The 21,506-nt window shown below is 71.1% G+C and carries 18 protein-coding genes; 4 read left to right on the top strand and 14 right to left on the bottom strand.

The window, feature by feature from the left end:
* Window positions 1-9 precede the first annotated feature (9 nt).
* Window positions 10-1,992, bottom strand: a complete 1,983-nt coding sequence (recQ, locus tag EV284_RS06450) for a DNA helicase RecQ (protein ID WP_130332906.1) — start codon at window positions 1,990-1,992, stop codon at window positions 10-12.
* A 223-nt stretch (window positions 1,993-2,215) separates the two neighbouring features.
* Between recQ and EV284_RS06445 the strand changes: the two genes are divergently transcribed.
* From EV284_RS06445 to EV284_RS06430, 4 genes are read left to right on the top strand one after another with little or no spacing between them, the layout of a single operon-like run.
* Window positions 2,216-3,007: an SCO2525 family SAM-dependent methyltransferase gene (locus EV284_RS06445; RefSeq protein WP_130331309.1), complete on the top strand. Its 792-nt coding sequence runs from the start codon at window positions 2,216-2,218 to the stop codon at window positions 3,005-3,007.
* 22 nt (window positions 3,008-3,029) lie between these two features.
* Window positions 3,030-3,977, top strand: a complete 948-nt coding sequence (locus EV284_RS06440; RefSeq protein ID WP_130331307.1) for an SCO2522 family protein — start codon at window positions 3,030-3,032, stop codon at window positions 3,975-3,977.
* A gap of 1 nt (window position 3,978) precedes the next feature.
* Window positions 3,979-4,986 (top strand): SCO2521 family protein, encoded by a 1,008-nt coding sequence (locus EV284_RS06435; RefSeq protein ID WP_242625612.1) that lies wholly within the window; start codon window positions 3,979-3,981, stop codon window positions 4,984-4,986.
* Between the two features lie 52 nt (window positions 4,987-5,038).
* Window positions 5,039-5,848, top strand: a complete 810-nt coding sequence (locus EV284_RS06430) for a hypothetical protein (RefSeq protein WP_130331305.1) — start codon at window positions 5,039-5,041, stop codon at window positions 5,846-5,848.
* Window positions 5,849-5,916: 68 nt separating this feature from the next.
* On the opposite strand, the gene nuoN is transcribed toward EV284_RS06430, so the two are convergent.
* The 13 genes from nuoN to EV284_RS06365 are packed head-to-tail and all read right to left on the bottom strand — an operon-like array spanning window position 5,917 to window position 21,504.
* Window positions 5,917-7,566 carry an NADH-quinone oxidoreductase subunit NuoN gene (gene nuoN, locus EV284_RS06425; protein ID WP_130331303.1) on the bottom strand — a complete coding sequence of 550 codons (1,650 nt, stop codon included), beginning with the start codon at window positions 7,564-7,566 and terminating at the stop codon, window positions 5,917-5,919.
* Complete coding sequence (locus EV284_RS06420) at window positions 7,563-9,134, bottom strand: NADH-quinone oxidoreductase subunit M (protein WP_130331301.1); 1,572 nt, start codon at window positions 9,132-9,134, stop codon at window positions 7,563-7,565. The genes nuoN and EV284_RS06420 overlap by 4 nt, the downstream gene beginning before the upstream one ends.
* Window positions 9,135-9,139: 5 nt before the next feature.
* Window positions 9,140-11,086, bottom strand: a complete 1,947-nt coding sequence (gene nuoL, locus EV284_RS06415; protein ID WP_130331299.1) for an NADH-quinone oxidoreductase subunit L — start codon at window positions 11,084-11,086, stop codon at window positions 9,140-9,142.
* Between the two features lie 15 nt (window positions 11,087-11,101).
* The gene (gene nuoK, locus EV284_RS06410) at window positions 11,102-11,401 is read right to left on the bottom strand and encodes an NADH-quinone oxidoreductase subunit NuoK (protein WP_030742982.1); all 300 of its coding nucleotides are present in this window, start codon (window positions 11,399-11,401) and stop codon (window positions 11,102-11,104) included.
* Window positions 11,398-12,240 (bottom strand): NADH-quinone oxidoreductase subunit J, encoded by an 843-nt coding sequence (locus EV284_RS06405; RefSeq protein WP_130331297.1) that lies wholly within the window; start codon window positions 12,238-12,240, stop codon window positions 11,398-11,400. The genes nuoK and EV284_RS06405 overlap by 4 nt, the downstream gene beginning before the upstream one ends.
* Window positions 12,237-12,836 (bottom strand): NADH-quinone oxidoreductase subunit NuoI, encoded by a 600-nt coding sequence (nuoI, locus tag EV284_RS06400; RefSeq protein WP_130331295.1) that lies wholly within the window; start codon window positions 12,834-12,836, stop codon window positions 12,237-12,239. Before nuoI ends, EV284_RS06405 begins: the two co-directional genes overlap by 4 nt.
* Window positions 12,829-14,190 carry an NADH-quinone oxidoreductase subunit NuoH gene (gene nuoH, locus EV284_RS06395; RefSeq protein WP_130331293.1) on the bottom strand — a complete coding sequence of 454 codons (1,362 nt, stop codon included), beginning with the start codon at window positions 14,188-14,190 and terminating at the stop codon, window positions 12,829-12,831. Before nuoH ends, nuoI begins: the two co-directional genes overlap by 8 nt.
* A complete protein-coding gene (locus tag EV284_RS06390; protein WP_130331291.1) occupies window positions 14,187-16,691 on the bottom strand; it encodes an NADH-quinone oxidoreductase subunit G in 2,505 nt (834 codons plus the stop codon). The genes nuoH and EV284_RS06390 overlap by 4 nt, the downstream gene beginning before the upstream one ends.
* Complete coding sequence (gene nuoF / locus EV284_RS06385; protein ID WP_207228957.1) at window positions 16,688-18,040, bottom strand: NADH-quinone oxidoreductase subunit NuoF; 1,353 nt, start codon at window positions 18,038-18,040, stop codon at window positions 16,688-16,690. The genes EV284_RS06390 and nuoF overlap by 4 nt, the downstream gene beginning before the upstream one ends.
* Complete coding sequence (gene nuoE, locus EV284_RS06380) at window positions 18,037-18,894, bottom strand: NADH-quinone oxidoreductase subunit NuoE (protein ID WP_130331287.1); 858 nt, start codon at window positions 18,892-18,894, stop codon at window positions 18,037-18,039. Before nuoE ends, nuoF begins: the two co-directional genes overlap by 4 nt.
* Window positions 18,891-20,213 carry an NADH-quinone oxidoreductase subunit D gene (locus tag EV284_RS06375; protein ID WP_130331285.1) on the bottom strand — a complete coding sequence of 441 codons (1,323 nt, stop codon included), beginning with the start codon at window positions 20,211-20,213 and terminating at the stop codon, window positions 18,891-18,893. Before EV284_RS06375 ends, nuoE begins: the two co-directional genes overlap by 4 nt.
* Window positions 20,210-20,953: an NADH-quinone oxidoreductase subunit C gene (locus tag EV284_RS06370; protein WP_130331283.1), complete on the bottom strand. Its 744-nt coding sequence runs from the start codon at window positions 20,951-20,953 to the stop codon at window positions 20,210-20,212. Before EV284_RS06370 ends, EV284_RS06375 begins: the two co-directional genes overlap by 4 nt.
* Window positions 20,950-21,504 carry an NADH-quinone oxidoreductase subunit B gene (locus tag EV284_RS06365; protein WP_130331281.1) on the bottom strand — a complete coding sequence of 185 codons (555 nt, stop codon included), beginning with the start codon at window positions 21,502-21,504 and terminating at the stop codon, window positions 20,950-20,952. The genes EV284_RS06370 and EV284_RS06365 overlap by 4 nt, the downstream gene beginning before the upstream one ends.
* Window positions 21,505-21,506: the final 2 nt, after the last annotated feature.

Genomic DNA, 21,506 nt, shown 5'->3' with positions numbered 1-21,506 from the left:
GGCCGCCGGTCAGGACCAGTCGGGCTCCTCCTCGCCGTCGGGCCAGTGGAGGTCCGGGGAATCGGCGGCGGGGGCCGGGACGGCGGCGGATGCCGGAGCCTTCGGCGCCGCTTCCGGGGCGCCGGCCGGGGCGGCCTGGGCCTCCAGCACCGCGAGGACCCCCTCCCCGTACGTGGCGAGCTTCTTCTCGCCGACCCCGTTCAGCGTGCCCAGCTCGGCCACCGAGCGGGGGTGGCTGGTGGCGATCTCGCGGAGGGTGGCGTCGTGGAAGATGACGTACGCCGGGACGCCCTGCTCCTTCGCCTGCTCCGCGCGCCAGGTGCGCAGGGCCTCGAAGACGGGGACCAGCTCGGCGGGCAGGTCGGCCGCCGGCGTCCTGCCCTTGCGGTCGCCCCGGCCGGCCGCCCGGGCGGTGGTCGGGCGCTTGGGCTCCTTGCGCAGCGGCACCTCGCGCTCCCGGCGCAGCACCTCCCCGCTGGCCTCGGTGAGCACCAGGGTGCCGTACTCCCCCTCGACGGCCAGCAGTCCCTGCGCGAGCAACTGCCGCACCACGCCCCGCCATTCGCCTTCGGCGAGGTCTTCGCCGATACCGAAGACGGAGAGCTGGTCGTGGTCGAACTGGATCACCTTGGCGGTGCGCTTGCCGAGCAAGATGTCCACGATCTGCACGGTGCCGAACTTCTGGCCGCGCTCGCGCTGGAGCCGGACCACGGTGGAGAGCACCTTCTGCGCGGCCACCGTGCCGTCCCAGGTCTCCGGCGGGGTGAGGCAGGTGTCGCAGTTGCCGCAGCCCTCCTCGGTGGGGTCCTGGCCGAAGTAGGCGAGGAGCTGGCCCCGGCGGCACCGGACGGTCTCGCACAGGGCGAGCATCGCGTCCAGGTGGGAGGCGGCGCGGCGCCGGAACGCCTCGTCACCCTCACCGGACTGGATCAGCTTGCGCTGCTGCACGACGTCGTTCAGGCCGTACGCCATCCAGGCCGTGGAGGGCAGTCCGTCACGGCCCGCGCGGCCGGTCTCCTGGTAGTAGCCCTCGATGGACTTCGGCAGGTCGAGGTGGGCGACGAAGCGGACGTCGGGCTTGTCGATGCCCATGCCGAAGGCGATGGTGGCGACGACCACCAGGCCGTCCTCGCGCAGGAACCGGGACTGATGGCGGGCGCGCGTGGCCGCGTCCAGCCCCGCGTGGTACGGGACGGCCGCGATGCCGTTGGCGGTGAGGAACTCGGCGGTGCGGTCGACGGAGTTGCGGGAGAGGCAGTAGACGATGCCGGCTTCGCCCGCGTGCTCCTCGCGGAGGAAGGCGAGGAGCTGCTTCTTGGGGTCGGCCTTGGGGACGATGCGGTACTGGATGTTGGGGCGGTCGAAGCTGGCGACGAAGTGGCGGGCCTCGGGGAGGTTCAGCCGCTGGGTGATCTCCTGGTGGGTGGCACGGGTGGCCGTGGCGGTCAGGGCGATGCGGGGCACGTCCGGCCAGCGCTCGCCGAGCAGCGAGAGATTCAGGTAGTCCGGACGGAAGTCGTGGCCCCACTGGGAGACGCAGTGCGCCTCGTCGATGGCGAAGACGGAGATCCTGCCGCGGGCGAGCAGGTCGAGCGTGGCCTCCACGCGCAGCCGCTCCGGGGCCAGGTAGAGCAGGTCCAGCTCACCGGCGAGGAACTCGGCCTCCACCGTCCGGCGCTCGTCGAAGTCCTGCGTGGAGTTGATGAACCCCGCCCGCACACCGAGCGCGCGCAGCGCGTCCACCTGGTCCTGCATGAGCGCGATCAGCGGCGAGACCACGACACCGGTGCCCGGCCTGACCAGCGCCGGGATCTGGTAGCACAGCGACTTGCCGCCACCGGTCGGCATGAGCACCAGCGCGTCCCCGCCGGCCACCACATGCTCGATGATCGCTTCCTGCTCACCCCGGAACGCGTCGTACCCGAACACCCGGTGCAGCGCACCGAGCGCCTCACTCCGGTCCGCGCCCGGCCCCTCGGTCACCGTCGTCATCTCGCTGATCCACCTGTCCCGCTCATCGCCGTACCCCGTGCGCCGTCCCTCGACCACCGCCTCCACCATAGGCGCCGCCACGGACAGACCCGGAGTTTTCCACAGGCCGCACCAGGACCTCGGGGAGTCGCCGTGGGACGAAATACGGACAGGCCCACGGCGAAAAGAGGCCGTGGTCGAGACGTGCCGGACCGGGGCGTCCCGGTCGCCCTACTCTCGGACGATGGATCAGCGAAGCACGCGCGGCGCGGCGGAGTTCCCTGCCGTCGAGGTCGTCGGACCACCTCTCTGGGAGGCTTTCGACCCGGCGGCGTACGTCCAGGACAACTACAGCCGGCTGCACGCGGACGACGCGTCGATCATGCGGATATGCGGCGATTTCTTCCGTCGGCACTTCAAGCGTCACGACGCGCTGTCCGCCCGCGCGGGCATCGACGTCGGTTCCGGGCCCAACCTGTACCCCGCCCTGATGCTGCTCCCCTGGTGTGCCGAGATCACCCTGCTCGACCTCTCCCCGGCCAATGTCACGTGGCTCGAGCGGCACACCGGGGGCTACCCGGGGAGCTGGGACGCGTTCTGGGACGTGCTGAACACCGCCAGCCCGTACCGGGAGATCACCGATCCGCGTGGCGTCCTGGGCGCGAGCGCCCGGGTCGAGCACGGGGACCTGTTCCTGCTGCCCGAGGGACGCTGGGACGTCGGAACCATGTTCTTCACCGCCGAGTCCATGACGGACTCCCACGACGTGTTCCGGGACGGCGTCCGGCGCTTCGTGGAGTCGCTGGTCCCCGGCGCGCCGTTCGCCGCCGCCTTCATGGCCGGCTCGCGGGGCTACCGCGTGGGCGGTCATTTCTTCCCGTCGTGCAGCGTGGACGAACGGGCGGTGGCCGCGAGCCTCGCCCCGCACACGGCGGACGACCTGACGGTCACGCGCCTGCACGACGGCCATGCGTTGCGGGAGGGCTACCTGGGCATGATCCTGGCCTGCGGCCGACGCCGGGACGACACCCGCTAGCGGACGAGCACCTGGGGGATGCGTGATCGAGGACGTGTTCCGCGAGACCACGGCGGATGCGCGCACCCAGTCCGTTCCGCTGTCCCATCTCTCCCTGGAGATAGGGCACCTCTACTCGGAGGACTTCGAACGCGGACCGGACCGGCTACGGGAGCACTTCGCCCTCGCCCGCCCCTGGGCGGACGCCGCGGCCGCGTCCGCGGTCGCGGGTACGGCCGGACGACGGCCTAGGATCAGCACCTGCTTCCTGATCGACGACTACTTCTCCCGGTTCTCCTCCCCCGCCGACGTCGTGCCGCCGCTGCTCGCCGAGGCCGCCCGCGCGGGCCTGACCATCGACTACCTGGTCAGGGAGTCCGGCTGCGCGGTGGCCGACGGCTTCGAGCTGGCCCGGTCCGTGGCGGACCGGCTGGTCGAGTCGCCCCCGCCGGGCAGCAACGGCGGACGGCCGCCGGCCCGCCGGACCGGCTGGCTCGCCAACGGCAGGCGCGGCCCCACCGGCCTGGTGGGGCACGAGACCTGGCAGCCTCCCGAGGAGACCCTGGCCCGGCGGCACTCGGTGTTCCTCGACACCGAACTCTGGGACGACGACGGGCCGGTACGGATCTGGTCCTGCGCCTTCCTGGCCGCCGTATGGCAGTTGCTCCGCCTCGGACTGCTGCGGCACGACGGCTCGCCGGTCCTGCGGCCCGCCCTCTGGGACGGGCGGACGCTGCCCGGCGACTGGGACGAACTCCCGGCGCTGCTCCAGGTCAACGCCGCCGCCGAACCCTTCGCCGCATACCGCACCTGCTCCCTGCTGCCGTACCGGTTCCTGCCCGTCGAACACGCCGTCATGGTCGTCCTCGACCAGACCGACGTGGACCCCGAAGCCCTCGCGCAGAGCCTGCGCCGGGCCGCCGACGAGGGCATCGACCTGCCCGCCTCGGTGGCCGAACGCGCCGGCTACGTCTTCTACCCCGGCCCCTGACATGACGTCCGCCACGAGCCCGGTGCCGGTGGTGCTCCGCTGCGGCGAGGTGCGGACCTGCCTGCTGCCCACCTCCCGGCCGCCGGCCGCCGAGGACACGGCCCGGCTGCTGAGCCTGCGCCTGGGGGAGCCCGTCCAGCTCTCCGCGCGCCCCATCCGCCACGCGCTGTCGCCGCCCCTGCTCACCGGCGTGGACTGCGCCCTGCCCACCGCCGACGGCACCAAGATCCGCGCCGTCGGCACGGTGGTCTCCCGTGCCTCGGTCACCGAGGGACGGGTCGTCCAGGCCGCGGCCTTCACCAGTGTGCCCCTCCTGGGGCCCGGCAGCCGTCGGCCGTGGTGGCACTACCTCGCACGGCCCGGGGTGGTCGAACCGCTCGGCAAGCTCCCCGAACCGGCCGCGGCCCAGGGGTTCCTCACCACCTGCCGCCCGGAGGAACTGGACGTCGGGCTGATCGCGGAGGGGCTGCTCACCGAGGTGCTCGGCCATCCCCTGCTCGACCACCGGCCGCCCCTGCGGACACCGCGCACCCGGCTGCGGTGGGTGGCGGCGCGGCCCGCCGACGGGACCACCGCGCCCGCCATCCGCTTCACCGTGGCCGGGGACGGGCTCCGGACGGTGGAACTGCGGCTGCCCGCCACGATCGAGCCGACCGTCATCGCCGCCTTCTGCGCGGACCTCGCGCTGCACGACTGGCTGCTGACGGCCCTGACCGGACTGCTGGACGAGGCCCCTCCCGGTGGCGCGCCGGGGGAATTCCTGCGCACGGCGCTGCGCCCGGCCGCCGGTCATCTGCTGCACCTGTGGATGCCGGCGGCCCGGCCGGACCCCCGGCTCCTCCCGCTGTGGGAGGCGCTGGAGCGCACGCCGGGGTTCACCCGCCAGTGGCAGTCGCTCGCCCAGCGGGTCCGTGACCTGCTGGTTCTGTACTCGCTGCCGGGCACGGGCGCCCCCGGCGGGCCGCGACGAACCTTCCGGCGCCCCCATCAGCATCGTCGTCGACAGTGACATCGGGGGAGCCATGCGGCGGACGCGCCGGATATCCGAAGTAGTGGTGAGAGTGGCCGTCACCGCCCTGCTGGGCGGCGCGACCTATCTGATCACCAACCTCACGGACCAGCCCGAGATCTGGAAGATCACCCTGTCCGTGTTCATCGCCGGGGCGACCCTCATCGTCCAGCAGCTCGCGGACTTCGAACGGCGGCTGGACGACGGTCTCACCGGCTTCAACGACACGACCCGGCTGATCTCCCGGCTGGACACCTCGCCGGTGGGCTCCGCGGAGGTCACGCGCCTGGCGCGGAACGTCGCGGCGCTCGAACCCGGTCGTCCCGACCTGCTGTACACGTTCGTCCGGGCCGAGGTACGGCGGGTGGCCAACCTGGTGGAGGAGCTGCGGGGCAACCACGCGGGCTACCCGGGCGAGGACCGTGACTGGCTGCTGGACCTGGCCCGCTGCGCGGGGACGTCCATCGACGCGGCGAGCACCTCGGTCGACCGGAACTTCTGGGGGACCGACCTCGGCCGCCACTACGTGACCGCCCAGGAGCAGGCGGTGTCACGGGGCGTCCGCGTCCGGCGGCTGCTCATCCTCGGCACCCCGGCGGACCTCGACACCGGCGTGGAGGAGCTGCGGGCCTGGCAGCGGAGCCTGGGCTTCGAGATCCGAGTGCTGGTGCTGTCCACGCTGGAGACCTGGGAGCAGCGGGAGGCGGTGAAGAACTTCGTCGTCTTCGACCGGGCCCTCAGCTACGAGACCATCCCGGCGGACGGCGATCCGTCACGCGTCTACGAGACCAGCCTGACCGCGGGCGATCGCGTCGACGAGCACGTACGACGGTTCGAGGCCTGGTGGGAGAGGGGCGAATAGCGGTCCCCGCACACACCACTGCCCGGCGCCCCCCAGGGAGAAGGAAGCGCCGGGCAGTCGGGGTCGGGTCAGCGGACGAACACCCCCGCACTCCCCGCCAGATCCAGGAAGTACTGGGGCGCCACGCCCAGGACCACCGTCACCGCCACGCCCACCGCGATGGCGGTCATCGTCAGCGGCGAGGGGACCGCGACCGTGGGCCCGTCCGGCTTGGGGTCGCTGAAGAACATCAGGACGATGACGCGGATGTAGAAGAAGGCGGCGATGGCCGAGGAGATCACGCCGACCACGACCAGCGGGGCCGCGCCGCCCTCCGCCGCCGCCTTGAACACCGCGAACTTACCCGCGAAGCCGCTGGTCAGCGGGATGCCGGCGAAGGCGAGCAGGAAGACGGCGAAGACCGCGGCGACCAGGGGTGAGCGGCGGCCGAGCCCGGCCCACTGGGAGAGGTGCGTCGCCTCCCCGCCCGCGTCGCGGACCAGGGTGACCACCGCGAAGGCGCCGATCGTCACGAAGGAGTACCCGGCGAGGTAGAAGAGGACCGCCGAGACACCGTCCTCCGTCGTGGCGATCACACCGGCCAGGATGAAGCCCGCGTGCGCGATGGACGAGTACGCCAGCAGCCGCTTGATGTCGGTCTGGGTGATCGCCACGATCGCGCCGGCCAGCATGGTGACGATCGCCACGCCCCACATCACCGGCCGCCAGTCCCAGCGCAGTCCCGGCAGCACCACGTACAGCAGCCGCAGCAGCGCGCCGAAGGCGGCCACCTTGGTCGCGGCCGCCATGAAGCCGGTCACCGGGGTCGGGGCGCCCTGGTACACGTCCGGGGTCCACATGTGGAACGGCACCGCGCCCACCTTGAACAGCAGGCCCATCACCAGCAGCGCCATGCCGATCAGCAGCAGCGCGTCGTTGCCCATGGTGTCCGCGAGCGCCGGGTCGACCCCGCTGACCGTGCCGTCCACGACCTGCGCGATGCGCGCGTAGGACACCGAGCCCGCGTAGCCGTACAGCAGGGCGATGCCGAACAGGGTGAACGCCGAGGCGAACGCCCCCAGCAGGAAGTACTTGACCGCGGCCTCCTGCGACATCAGCCGCTTGCGGCGGGCCAGCGCGCACAGCAGGTACAGCGGGAGGGAGAGCACTTCCAGGGCGACGAACAGCGTCAGCAGGTCGTTCGCCGCGGGGAAGACCAGCATGCCCGCGACCGCGAAGAGCAGCAGCGGGAACACCTCGGTGGTGGTGAACCCGGCCTTGACCGCCGCCTGCTCCCCCTCACCGCCCGGAACGGAGGCGGCCTGCGCCGCGAAGGAGTCGACCCGGTTGCCGTGCGCCGCCGGGTCCAGGCGCCGCTCGGCGAAGGTGAAGAGGCCGACCAGCGCGGCCAGCAGGATCGTGCCCTCGAGGAACAGCGCCGGGCCGTCCACCGCGACCGCGCCCATGGCCGCGATGTGCGCCTTGGTGGTGCCGTACCCGCCCGCCGCGAGCGCGACGACCGCGGCGAAGGCGGCGCACAGCGCCACGGCGGAGACGAACACCTGGGCGTAGTAGCGGGAGCGGCGCGGCACGAACGCCTCGACGAGCACCCCGATGAGGGCGGCGCCGAAGACGATCAGCGTCGGCGACAATTGTCCGTATTCGATCTTCGGCGCGTCGATCTTGGAGATCGGATCGGCCGCCGTTGTCCACAGGCTGTGGACGGCTGCTGCGCTCACTTGGCCGCCTCCACCGCGGGCTTGGGGTCCTTCTGCTGGACATCGGACATGGTCTGCTTGACCGCCGGGTCGACGATGCTGGTCAGCGGCTTCGGGTAGACACCGAGGAAGACCAGCAGCACGATCAGCGGCGCGACCACCAGCACCTCCCGCACCCTCAGGTCGGGCATCGCCGAGACCTCCGGCTTCACCGGGCCGGTCATCGTGCGCTGGTAGAGCACCAGCGTGTACAGCGCGGCCAGCACGATGCCGACGGTGGCGATGATCCCGATCACCGGGTACCGGCTGAACGTGCCGACCAGTACCAGGAACTCGCTGACGAACGGCGCCAGTCCGGGCAGCGACAGGGTCGCGAGGCCGCCGATCAGGAAGGTGCCGGCGAGCACCGGGGCGACCTTCTGCACTCCGCCGTAGTCCGCGATGAGCCGGGAGCCGCGGCGGGAGATCAGGAAGCCCGCCACCAGCATGAGCGCGGCCGTCGAGATGCCGTGGTTGACCATGTAGAGGGTCGCGCCGGACTGGCCCTGGGTCGTCATGGCGAAGATGCCCATCACGATGAAGCCGAAGTGCGAGATCGACGCGTAGGCCACCAGCCGCTTGATGTCCCGCTGCCCGACCGCGAGCAGCGCCCCGTAGACGATGCTGATCAGGGCGAGGACGAGGATCACCGGCGTCGCCCACTTCGACGCCTCCGGGAAGAGCTGGAGGCAGAAGCGGAGCATGGCGAAGGTGCCGACCTTGTCGACCACCGCCGTGATGAGCACCGCGACCGGCGCGGTGGACTCCTGCATGGCGTTGGGCAGCCAGGTGTGCAGCGGCCACAGCGGGGCCTTCACCGCGAAGGCGAAGAAGAAGCCGAGGAACAGCCAGCGTTCGGTGCTCGTCGCCATGGTCAGCGAGCCGTCGGCCCGCGCCCGGACGATCTCCTGGAGGCTGAAGCTCCCGGCGACCACGTACAGCCCGATCACCGCCGCCAGCATGATCAGACCGCCGGCCAGGTTGTAGAGGAGGAACTTCACCGCCGCGTACGACCGCTGGGTGGACGCGGCCTCCTCGCCCTGGCTGTGGGCCCGGTCCCCGAAGCCGCCGATGAGGAAGTACATCGGGATCAGCATGGCTTCGAAGAAGATGTAGAAGACGAAGACGTCGGTCGCCTCGAAGGAGATGACCACCATCGCCTCGACGGCCAGGATCAGCGCGAAGAAGCCCTGCGTGGGCCGCCACCGCCTGCTGCCCGTCTCCAGGGGGTCGGCGTCGTGCCAGCCCGCCAGCACGATGAACGGCATCAGCAGCGCGGTCAGCCCGATCAGGGCCACCGCGATGCCGTCCACGCCCAGTTCGTAGCGCACCCCGAAGTCCCTGATCCAGGAGTGGGACTCGGTGAGCTGGTAGCGGGCGCCGTCCGGGTCGAAGCGGACCAGGACGACGATCGCCAGCGCGAGCGTGGCCAGGGAGACCAGCAGGGCCAGCCACTTGGCGGCGGTGCGCTGCCGGGCCGGCACGGCGGCCGTGGCCACCGCACCGAGCGCCGGGAGCGCGGCTGTCGCTGTCAGCAGAGGAAAGGACATCGGTATCAGACCGCCCTCATCAGCAGCGTCGCGGCGACCAGGAGGGCCGCGCCGCCGAACATCGAGACCGCGTAGGAGCGGGCGAAGCCGTTCTGGACACGGCGCAGCCGCCCGGACAGGCCGCCGAAACCGGCCGCCGAGCCGTTGACGACACCGTCGACCAGGGTGTGGTCGACATAGACCAGCGAGCGCGTCAGGTGCTCGCCGCCGCGCACCAGCACGACGTGGTTGAAGTCGTCCTGGTAGAGGTCGCGCCGGGCGGCCCGGGTGAGCACGGAGCCGCGCGGGGCGACCGCGGGGACGGGCTTGCGGCCGTACTGCGCCCAGGCCAGGCCCACGCCGACGACCAGGCAGACCATGGTGGCGCCGGTGACGGTGAGCGCGCTCAGCGGGGAGTGGCCCTCGCTGTGGCCGGTGACCGGCTCCAGCCAGTGCAGGAAGCGGTCGCCCACGTCGAAGAAGGCGCCGCCGGCCACCGAGCCGCCGGCCAGCACGATCATCGGGATCGTCATGGTCCGCGGGGACTCGTGCGGGTGCGGCTCACCGTGCGCGCCCTGGTGCTCGGCGGCGGGCTCGGCGCTCGGGGCCTGGGGCGGGCGGGTCGGCTGGTTCTTCCAGCGGGGCTCGCCGAAGAACGTCATCAGCATCACGCGGGTCATGTAGAACGCGGTGATCGCCGCGCCCAGCAGGGCCACCCCGCCGAGGATCCAGCCCTCGGTGCCGCCCTTGGCGAAGGCCGCCTCGATGATCTTGTCCTTGGAGAAGAAGCCGGACAGACCCGGGAAGCCGATGATCGCGAGGTAGCCGAGGCCGAAGGTGACGAAGGTGATCGGCATGTACTTCCGCAGGCCGCCGTACTTGCGCATGTCGACCTCGTCGTTCATGCCGTGCATCACCGAACCGGCGCCGAGGAACAGCCCGGCCTTGAAGAAGCCGTGGGTGACCAGGTGCATGATCGCGAAGACGTACCCGATCGGGCCGAGGCCGGCCGCGAGGACCATGTAGCCGATCTGCGACATGGTCGAGCCGGCCAGCGCCTTCTTGATGTCGTCCTTGGCGCAACCGACGATCGCACCGAACAGCAGCGTGACCCCGCCGACGACGGTGACCACGAGCTGCGCGTCCGGCGCGCCGTTGAAGATCGCGGCGGAGCGCACGATCAGGTAGACGCCCGCCGTGACCATGGTGGCCGCGTGGATCAGGGCCGAGACCGGGGTCGGGCCCTCCATGGCGTCCCCGAGCCAGGACTGGAGCGGCACCTGGGCGGACTTGCCGCACGCGGCGAGCAGCAGCATCAGGCCGATCGCGGTGAGCCGGCCCTCGGACGCGTCGCCCGCGTGCTCCAGCACCGGGCCGAAGGCGAAGGTGCCGAAGGTGGTGAACATCAGCATGATGGCGATGGACAGGCCCACGTCGCCGACCCGGTTGACCAGGAACGCCTTCTTCGCGGCGGTCGCGGCGCTGGGCTTGTGCTGCCAGAAGCCGATCAGCAGGTACGAGGCGAGGCCCACGCCCTCCCAGCCGACGTACAGCAGCAGGTAGTTGTCGGCGAGGACCAGCAGGAGCATCGCCGCGAGGAACAGGTTGAGGTAGCCGAAGAAACGGCGGCGCCGCTCGTCGTGCTCCATGTACCCGATGGAGTACAGGTGGATCAGCGAGCCGACCCCGGTGATCAGCAGCACGAACGTCATCGACAGCTGGTCGAGCCGGAGGGTGACGTCGGCCTGGAAGTCACCGACGGAGATCCAGCTCCACAGGTGCTGGGTCCAGGTGCGGTGTTCGGCGTCCTTGCCGAGCAGCCCGGCGAACAGGACCAGGCCGATGGCGAAGGAGGCGGTCGACAGCAGGGTGCCGACCCAGTGGCCGACGGCGTCGAGGCGCCGGCCACCGAGCAGGAGCACGACGGCTCCGAGCAGGGGCGCCGCGATGAGCAGCGCGATCAGGTTCTCCACGATTCTTCCGACCCCTTACAGCTTCATCAGGCTGGCGTCGTCGACCGAGGCCGAGTGGCGGGTGCGGAACAGCGACACGATGATCGCCAGGCCCACCACGACCTCCGCGGCGGCGACGACCATCGTGAAGAACGCGATGATCTGGCCGTCGAGGTTGCCGTGCATCCGGGAGAAGGTGACGAAGGCGAGGTTGCAGGCGTTGAGCATCAGCTCCACGCACATGAACACCACGATCGCGTTCCGCCGGATCAGCACGCCGGTGGCGCCGATGGTGAACAACAGGGCCGCGAGATAGAGGTAGTTGACGGGGTTCACTGCGCCGCGTCCTCCGTCCGCTTGAAGGTGGCCGGGGTGTTCTCCGTGCGCTCCAGGCGTTCCTCCGCGCGCTGTTGAAGCGCCTTGAGGTCGCCGAGGGCCTGGGCGGAGACGTCCCGGATCTGACCGCGTTCGCGCAGCGTCCGGCTGACGCTCAGCTCGGCGGGGGTGCCGTCGGGCAGCAGGCCCGCGATGTCCACCGCGTTGTGCCGGGCGTAGACGCCGGGGGCGGGCAGCGGGGGGACGTTCTTGTTCTCGCGGACGCGCTGGGCGGCCAGCTCGCGCTGGGTCCTGGCCCGTTCGGTGCGCTCGCGGTGGGTGAGCACCATGGCGCCGATCGCGGCGGTGATCAGCAGGGCGCCGGTCAGTTCGAAGGCGAAGACGTACTTGGTGAAGATGAGGGTCGCCAGGCCCTCCACGTTGCCGCCCGCGTTGGCCTGGCCGGTGCCGTTGAACTGGGTGAGCGAGGCGTTGGCGATGCCGCCCAGCAGCAGGACGCCGAAGCCGAGCCCGCAGAGCAGGGCCAGCCAGCGCTGGCCCCTGATGGTCTCCTTCAGCGAGTCCGCGGCGGTCACGCCGACGAGCATCACCACGAAGAGGAAGAGCATCATGATCGCGCCGGTGTAGACGACGATCTGCACGACCCCCAGGAAATAGGCGCCGTTGGCGAGATAGAACACCGCCAGGACGATCATGGTCCCGGCGAGGCAGAGCGCGCTGTGCACCGCGCGCCGCATGAGGACGGTGCACAGGGCGCCGATCACGGCGACACTGCCGAGAATCCAGAACTGGACCGCTTCGCCGGTGGAGGTCGTGTAGGCGGCGAGCTGTGTGCTCATGCCTCCACCCCCTCTTCGGGCTTCTCACCCTTGGAGATGGCGACTTGGCGGACCGTGCCGGGGGCGGCCTCGGTCACCAGGCCCCGGTAGTAGTCCTGTTCGTCGGTGCCGGGGAAGATCGAGTGCGGGGAGTCGACCATGCCCTCGTCCAGACCGGCGAGCAACTGCTCCTTGGTGTAGATGAGGTTGGCCCGGCTGGAGTCGGCCAGCTCGAACTCGTTGGTCATCGTGAGCGCGCGGGTGGGGCACGCCTCGATGCACAGGCCGCACAGGATGCAGCGGGCGTAGTTGATCTGGTAGACGCGGCCGTACCGCTCGCCCGGCGAGTAGCGCTCCTCGTCGGTGTTGTCGGCGCCCTCGACGTAGATGGCGTCGGCGGGGCAGGCCCAGGCGCACAGCTCGCAGCCGACGCACTTCTCCAGGCCGTCCGGATGGCGGTTGAGCTGGTGCCGTCCGTGGAAGCGGGGAGCGGTGGTCTTCTTCTGCTCCGGGTACTGCTCGGTCAGCCGCTTCTTGAACATGGCCTTGAAGGTCACGGCGAAGCCGGCCACGGGGTTCTGGAAACCGGGTGCGGTCTCCTTGGGCTCCTCAGCCATCGGACGCCTCCTTTCCATCCGAAGTTCCGTCACTGACAGTGTCCGCTCCGCCACTGACAATCAGCTCCCGCTCCTGGCGCGGACGGCGCCTGGGCACCGCGGGCAGCTGCTGTCCGGGCAGCGGCGGTACGGGGAAGCCGCCCGCCAGCGGATCGAACGCGGGCTGCGGGGCGGGCTCTTCGGCCGCCTTGGCCTTGTCGCGGAACATGTCGGCGACGAAGGAGATCAGCAGCAGGGCGAGCACACCGCCGCCGACGTAGAGCGCGATGTCGGCGAAGTCGTAGTTCTCGTTGCGCAGCACCCGCACGGTCGCCACCAGCATCAGCCAGACCACCGAGACCGGGATCAGGACCTTCCAGCCGAGCTTCATGAGCTGGTCGTAGCGGACGCGCGGGAGCGTGCCGCGCAGCCAGATGAAGAAGAACAGCAGGAGCTGGACCTTGATGACGAACCAGAGCATCGGCCACCAGCCGTGGTTGGCGCCCTCCCAGAAGGTGCTGATGGGCCAGGGGGCCCGCCAGCCGCCGAGGAAGAGGGTGGCCGTCACCGCCGACACCGTCACCATGTTCATGTACTCGGCGAGCATGAACAGCGCGAACTTGATCGAGGAGTACTCGGTGTTGAAGCCGCCGACCAGGTCGCCCTCCGACTCCGGCATGTCGAAGGGGGCGCGGTTGGTCTCGCCCACCATCGTGATCACGTAGAGGATGAAGGAGACCGGCAGCAGCAGGATGTACCAGCGGTCGTGCTGCTGTTCCACGATGGCGGAGGTCGACATCGACCCCGAGTAGAGGAACACCGAGGCGAACGCGGCGCCCATGGCGATCTCGTACGAGATCATCTGCGCGCAGGAGCGCAGACCGCCCAGGAGCGGGTAGGTCGAGCCGCTGCTCCAGCCGGCGAGCACGATGCCGTAGATGCCGATCGAGGCGACGGCCAGGATGTACAGCATCGCGATCGGCAGGTCGGTGAGCTGCATCGTGGTGCGGTGGCCGAAGATCGAGATCTCGTTGCCGGCCGGGCCGAACGGGATGACCGCGATCGCCATGCAGGCCGGGATGGCCGCGACGATCGGCGCGAGGACATAGATCACCTTGTCCGCGCGCTTGACGACGACGTCCTCCTTGAGCATCAGTTTCACGCCGTCGGCGAGCGACTGGAGCATGCCCCAGGGGCCGTGCCGGTTGGGGCCGATGCGCAGCTGCATCCAGGCGACGACCTTGCGCTCCCAGACGATGGACAGCAGCACCGTCAGCATCAGGAACGCGAAGCAGAACACCGCCTTGACGACGACCAGCCACCACGGGTCGCGGCCGAACAGCGAGAGGTCTTCAGCGGCGAGGAACGGGCTCATCCTCGAACCTCCTTGGGGGCCTCGTCGACGTGCGCCGCCGGGCCGATACGGACGAGGGAGCCGGGCCGGGCCCCGGTGTCGGAGGCGACGCCCCGGCCGGCCGAGTCCAGCGGGAGCCAGACCACCCGGTCGGGCATCTCGGTGATCTGGAGCGGGAATTCGGTGGTCCCGGCGGGGCCGGTGACGGCGAGCGCGTCGCCCTCCTTGACGCCCGCCTCGGCGGCCGTCGCCGCGGACAGGCGCGCGCGGGCCGCGTGCCGGGTGCCGGCCAGCGCCTCGTCGCCCTGCTGGAGGACGCCGAGGTCGAGCAGGAGCCGGTGCCCGGCGAGCACGGCCTCCCCGGCGGCCGGGCGGGGCAGTACGGCCCCGCCGTGGGCCGGGTCGGTGGCGGTGCCCCCGGTCCAGCCGCCGAGCCGGTCGATCTCCGCGCGGGTGGTGCGCAGGTCCGGCAGGCCCAGGTGGACGTCCATGGCGTCGGCCAGCATCTGCAGGACGCGGGCGTCGGCCGGGGCGAGCCGGCGGGTCATCTGGTCGGGCTTGAGCGCGGCCTCGAAGAAGCGGACCCGTCCCTCCCAGTTGAGGAAGGTGCCGGTCTTCTCGACCACCGCGGCGACCGGCAGCACCACGTCGGCGCGCTCGGTGACCTCGCTGGGCCGCAGCTCCAGCGAGACCAGGAAGCCGACGCTGTCGAGCGCCTCACGCGCGCGTGCCGGATCGGGCAGGTCGGCGACCTCCACCCCGGCGACCAGGAGCGCGGACAGCTCGCCGGTGGCGGCGGCCTCCACGATCTGCTGGGTGTCACGGCCGTAGCGGGCGGGGAGTTCGGCCAGCCCCCAGGCGGCGGCGACCTCCTCTCGCGCGCGCGGATCCGTGGCCGGACGGCCGCCCGGCAGCAGCGAGGGCAGCGCGCCCGCCTCGACGGCGCCGCGCTCCCCCGCCCGCCGGGGAATCCACACCAGCCGGGCACCGGTCGCGGCCGCCGCCCGCGTGGCGGCGGTCAGGCCGCCCGCGACACCCGCGAGCCGCTCGCCGACCACGATCACGGCGCCCTCGGCGCGCAGCGCTTCGGCCGCCTCCGAGCCGGCGTCCTCCAGGCCGACCCCGCCGGCCAGCGCGTCCAGCCACTCGGGCTCGGTGCCGGGCGCGGCGGGCAGCAGCGTGCCGCCCGCCTTGGTCAGGCCCCGGGTGGCGTGCGTGGCCAGGGCGTACACCTTCTGGCCGCGCTTGCGCCACGCCTTGCGCAGCCGCAGGAAGACCCCGGGCGCCTCCTCCTCGGCCTCGAACCCGACCAGCAGCACGGCGGGCGCCTGCTCCAGCGCGGTGTAGGTGACCCCGGTGCCGTCGAGGTCGCGGCCCCGGCCGGCCACCCGGGCGGCCAGGAAGTCGGCCTCCTCGCCGCTGTGCACGCGGGCGCGGAAGTCGATGTCGTTGGTGTCGAGCGCCACCCGCGCGAACTTGCTGTACGCGTACGCGTCCTCGACCGTCAGCCGGCCTCCGGTGAGCACCCCGGCGCGGGAGCGGGCGGCACCCAGGCCCCGCGCGGCCGCGTCCAGCGCCTCGGGCCAGGAGGCGGGCTCCAGCACGCCCTCGGCGTTGCGGACCAGCGGGGTGTCGAGCCGGTCGCGCAGCTGGGCGTAGCGGAAGGCGAACCGGCCCTTGTCGCAGACCCAGTCCTCGTTGACCTCCGGGTCGTTGGCGGCGAGCCGCCGCATGACCTTGCCGCGCCGGTGGTCGGTACGGGTGGCGCAGCCGCCCGCGCAGTGCTCGCACACCGACGGCGAGGAGATCAGGTCGAAGGGGCGCGAGCGGAACCGGTAGGCGGCCGAGGTCAGCGCGCCGACCGGGCAGATCTGGATGGTGTTGCCGGAGAAGTACGACTCGAACGGGTCGCCCTCTCCGGTGCCGACCTGCTGGAGCGCGCCCCGCTCGATCAGCTCGATCATCGGGTCGCCCGCCACCTGGTTGGAGAACCGGGTGCAGCGGGCGCACAGCACGCACCGCTCGCGGTCGAGCAGCACCTGGGTGGAGATCGGCACCGGCTTGGCGTAGGTGCGCTTGCGGCCCTCGAAGCGGGACTCCGCGTTGCCGTGCGACATCGCCTGGTTCTGCAGCGGGCACTCGCCGCCCTTGTCGCAGACCGGGCAGTCCAGCGGGTGGTTGATGAGCAGCAGCTCCATCACCCCGTGCTGCGCCTTCTCGGCGACCGGTGAGGTGAGCTGGGTCTTCACCACCATGCCGTCGGTGCAGGTGATGGTGCAGGACGCCATCGGCTTGCGCTGGCCCTCCACCTCCACGATGCACTGGCGGCAGGCGCCTGCCGGGTCCAGCAGGGGGTGGTCGCAGAAGCGCGGGATCTCGATGCCGAGCTGCTCGGCGGCCCGGATGACCAGGGTGCCCTTGGGCACGCTGATCTCGATGCCGTCGATCGTCAGCGAGACGAGGTCCTCCGGCGGGACCGCCGCCTGCCCCCCGCCTGAGGGGGCATTGGTGGTCACGGTCATGCGTTCACCTCCGGGCGGTCCGCCCAGGCCGTCGACTTGGCCGGGTCGAAGGGGCAGCCCCGGCCCGTGATGTGCTGCTCGTACTCCTCGCGGAAGTACTTCAGCGAGGAGAAGATCGGCGAGGCCGCGCCGTCGCCCAGGGCGCAGAAGGACTTGCCGTTGATGTTGTCGGCGATGTCGCCCAGCTTGTCGAGGTCGCTCATCGACCCCTTGCCCGCCTCGATGTCCCGCAGCAACTGCACCAGCCAGTACGTCCCTTCGCGGCAGGGCGTGCACTTGCCGCAGGACTCGTGGGCGTAGAACTCGGTCCATCGGGTGACCGCCCGCACCACGCAGGTGGTCTCGTCGAAGCACTGGAGCGCCTTGGTGCCGAGCATGGAGCCGGCCGCGCCGACCCCCTCGTAGTCGAGGGGGACGTCGAGGTGTTCGTCGGTGAACATCGGGGTGGAGGAGCCGCCCGGCGTCCAGAACTTCAGCCGGTGACCGGGGCGCATGCCGCCGCTCATGTCGAGCAGCTGACGCAGCGTGATGCCGAGCGGAGCCTCGTACTGGCCGGGGCTCGCCACGTGCCCGCTGAGCGAGTACAGCGTGAAGCCGGGCGACTTCTCGCTGCCCATCGAGCGGAACCAGTCCTTGCCCTGGTGCATGATCGCGGGGACCGAGGCGATCGACTCGACGTTGTTCACCACGGTGGGGCAGGCGTAGAGGCCCTCGACGGCGGGGAAGGGGGGCCGCAGCCGCGGCTGGCCCCGGCGCCCTTCGAGCGAGTCGAGCAGCGCGGTCTCCTCGCCGCAGATGTACGCGCCCGCGCCGGCGTGCACGGTGAGTTCGAGGTCGAGACCGCTGCCGAGGACGTCCCGGCCGAGGAACCCGGCCTCGTACGCCTCGCGCACCGCCTCGTGCAGCCTGCGCAGGACGGGGACGACCTCGCCGCGCAGATAGATGAAGGCGTGCGAGGAGCGGATCGCGTAGCAGGCGATCACGATGCCCTCGATGAGGCTGTGCGGGTTGGCGTAGAGGAGCGGGATGTCCTTGCAGGTGCCGGGCTCGGACTCGTCTGCATTGACGACGAGGTAGTGCGGCTTGCCGTCGCCCTGCGGGATGAACTGCCACTTCATGCCGGTCGGGAAGCCCGCGCCGCCGCGGCCGCGCAGACCGGATTCCTTGACGTAGGCGATCAGGTCGTCCGGGGACATGGCGAGCGCCTTGCGCAGGCCCTCGTAGCCGTCGTGCCGCCGGTAGACCTCCAGGGACCAGGAGCGGTCCTCGTCCCAGAAGGCGGAGAGGACGGGGGCGAGCAGCTTCTCGGGGCTGGTGTCGTCCTTGACGTCGGTGACCACGGTCATCACTCCCCCTCCTCTGCGGTCGGTCCGGACGGGTGCGCCGGGTCGGAGGCCGAGGTGTCGACCGGGTCGTGGGAGCTGAGCCGCTCGGCGGGCGAGGGCTCGTGCACCGGCTCCTCGCGCGGGGCCGCGTCGCGCGGGTGGACCACGCGCGCGGGCTGGGTCTCGCCCTTGGCCAGGCGCAGGCCGACCAGGGAGGCGTGGCCCGCGCTGCCGCCCTCCTCGACGGCGCCGGGACGCTCGTCGGGGAAGCCGGCCAGGATGCGGGCGGTCTCCTTGAAGGTGCACAGCCGGGCGCCGCGCGTGGGCTCCACGCTCTGCCCGGCGCGCAGGTCGTCGACGAGGCGGGTGGCGCTGGCCGGGGTCTGGTTGTCGAAGAACTCCCAGTTGACCATCACCACCGGCGCGTAGTCGCAGGCCGCGTTGCACTCGATGTGCTCCAGGGTGACCTTGCCGTCGCCCGTGGTCTCGCCGTTGCCGACGCCCAGGTGCTCCTGGAGGGTCTCGAAGATGGCGTCGCCGCCCATGACCGCGCACAGGGTGTTGGTGCAGACGCCCACCTGGTACTCGCCGGAGGGGCGGCGCCGGTACATGGAGTAGAAGGTGGCGACCGCGGTGACCTCGGCGGTGGTCAGCTCCAGCACGTCGGCGCAGAACTTCATGCCGGTCCGGGTGACGTAGCCGTCCTCGGACTGCACGAGGTGCAGCAGCGGCAGCAGGGCGGAGCGGGAGTCGGGATAGCGCGCGATCACCTCGCGCGCGTCCGCCTCCAGCCGGGCCCGGACGTCGTCCGGGTAGGCGGGCGGGGGCAGTTCCGGCATGCCCAGGCCGACGCCCCGCTCGGAAGAAGAGGTGGTCACCGGTCGACGCCTCCCATCACGGGGTCGATGGACGCCACGGCCACGATGACGTCGGCGACCTGGCCGCCCTCGCACATCGCCGCCATGGCCTGGAGATTGGTGAAGGACGGGTCGCGGAAGTGGACCCGGAAGGGGCGGGTGCCGCCGTCGGAGACGGCGTGCACGCCGAGTTCGCCCTTGGGCGACTCCACGGCCGCGTACGCCTGGCCCGGCGGGACCCGGAAGCCCTCGGTGACCAGCTTGAAGTGGTGGATCAGGGCCTCCATGGAGGTGCCCATGATCTTCTTGATGTGGTCCAGCGAGTTGCCGAGCCCGTCCGGGCCGAGCGCGAGCTGCGCGGGCCAGGCGATCTTCTTGTCGGCGACCATGACCGGGCCGGGCTGGAGCCGGTCCAGGCACTGCTCGATGATCCTGAGCGACTGGCGCATCTCCTCCAGCCGGATCAGGAAGCGGCCGTAGGAGTCGCAGGTCTCGGCGGTCGGGACGTCGAAGTCGTAGGTCTCGTAACCGCAGTACGGCTGGGCCTTGCGCAGGTCGTGCGGCAGGCCCGTGGAGCGCAGGATCGGGCCGGTGGCGCCGAGCGCCATGCAGCCGGCCAGGTCGAGGTGGCCGACGTCCTGCATGCGGGCCTTGAAGATGGGGTTCCCGGTGGCGAGCTTGTCGTACTCCGGGAGGTTCTTCCGCATCTTCTTGACGAACTCGCGGATCTGGTCGACCGCGCCGGGGGGCAGGTCCTGCGCGAGGCCGCCGGGGCGGATGTACGCGTGGTTCATCCGCAGGCCGGTGATCAGCTCGTAGATGTCGAGGATCATCTCCCGGTCGCGGAAGCCGTAGATCATGATCGTGGTGGAGCCCAGCTCCATACCGCCGGTGGCGATGCACACCAGGTGCGACGACAGCCGGTTCAGCTCCATCAGGAGCACCCGGATGATGTCGGTCCGCTCGGTGATCTGGTCCTCGATGCCGAGGAGCTTCTCCACGGCGAGGCAGTAGGCGGTCTCGTTGAAGAAGGACGTCAGGTAATCCATCCGCGTGACGAAGGTGGTGCCCTGCGTCCACGTGCGGTACTCGAGGTTCTTCTCGATGCCGGTGTGCAGATAGCCGATGCCGCAGCGGGCCTCGGTGACCGTCTCGCCCTCGATCTCCAGGATGAGCCGGAGCACTCCGTGGGTGGACGGGTGCTGCGGACCCATGTTGACGACGATGCGCTCGTCGTCCGCCTTGGCCGCGGACTGGACGACCTCGTCCCAGTCGCCACCGGTGACCGTGTAGACGGTCCCCTCGGTGGTCTCGCGCGCTGACGCGTGGGAAGTGCTCACGAGTACGACCTCCGCTGGTCCGGAGCCGGGATCTGGGCGCCCTTGTACTCGACGGCGATGCCGCCGAGGGGATAGTCCTTGCGCTGCGGGTGGCCCTGCCAGTCGTCCGGCATCATGATCCGGGTGAGGGCCGGGTGGCCGTCGAAGACGATGCCGAAGAAGTCGTACGCCTCGCGCTCGTGCCAGTCGTTGGTCGGGTAGACCGCGACCAGGGACGGGATGCGCGGGTCGGCGTCGGGGGCGCTGACCTCCAGCCGGATCAGCCGGTTGTGGGTGATCGAGCGCAGGTGGTAGACGGCGTGCAGCTCGCGGCCCTTGTCGCTCGGGTAGTGCACCCCGCTGACGCCGGTGCACAGCTCGAAGCGGAGCGCCGGGTCGTCGCGCAGGGTGCGGGCCACCCGGAGCAGGTGCTCGCGCTCGATGTGGAAGGTCAGCTCGCCCCGGTCGACGACGGTGCGCTCGATGGCGTTCTCCGGGAGCAGGCCCTGCTCCTCCAGCGCGCCCTCCAACTCGTCGGCGACCTCGTCGAACCAGCCGCCGTAGGGGCGGCTCGCCGCCCCGGGGAGCCGGATCGAGCGGACCAGACCGTCGTATCCGGAGGTGTCGCCGCCGTTGTCGGCGCCGAACATGCCGCGCTGGACGCGGATCTCCTCGCCGCCCTGGCCGCGCTGGCCGGGGAGGTTGGAGGCGGAGAGGTCCTTCTCGGGGTTCACACCGTTGGTGCCCTTGTCCTCGCTCACCGCAGCAGCCCCTTCATCTCGATCGTGGGCAGTGCCTGGAGCGCGGCTTCCTCGGCCTCCCGGGCGGCCGCCTCGGCGTTGACGCCGAGCTTTCCGCCCTGGATCTTCTGGTGGAGCTTGAGGATCGCGTCCATCAGCATCTCGGGGCGGGGCGGGCAGCCGGGGAGATAGATGTCGACCGGCACGATGTGGTCGACGCCCTGGACGATCGCGTAGTTGTTGAACATGCCGCCCGAGGACGCGCAGACGCCCATGGAGATGACCCACTTCGGGTTGGGCATCTGGTCGTAGACCTGCCGCAGCACCGGTGCCATCTTCTGGCTGACCCGGCCCGCGACGATCATGAGGTCGGCCTGGCGCGGTGAGCCGCGGAAGACCTCCATGCCGAAGCGGGCGAGGTCGTAGCGTCCGGCGCCGGTGGTCATCATCTCGATGGCGCAGCAGGCGAGTCCGAAGGTGGCCGGGAAGACGGACGCCTTGCGCACCCAGCCCGCGGCCTGCTCGACGGTGGTCAGCAGAAAGCCGCTCGGCAGCTTTTCTTCGAGTCCCATGA

Source organism: Streptomyces sp. BK022, assembly GCF_004217355.1.
Classification (GTDB): domain Bacteria; phylum Actinomycetota; class Actinomycetes; order Streptomycetales; family Streptomycetaceae; genus Streptomyces; species Streptomyces griseoluteus.
This window is presented reverse-complemented; position numbering and strand designations above follow the sequence as displayed.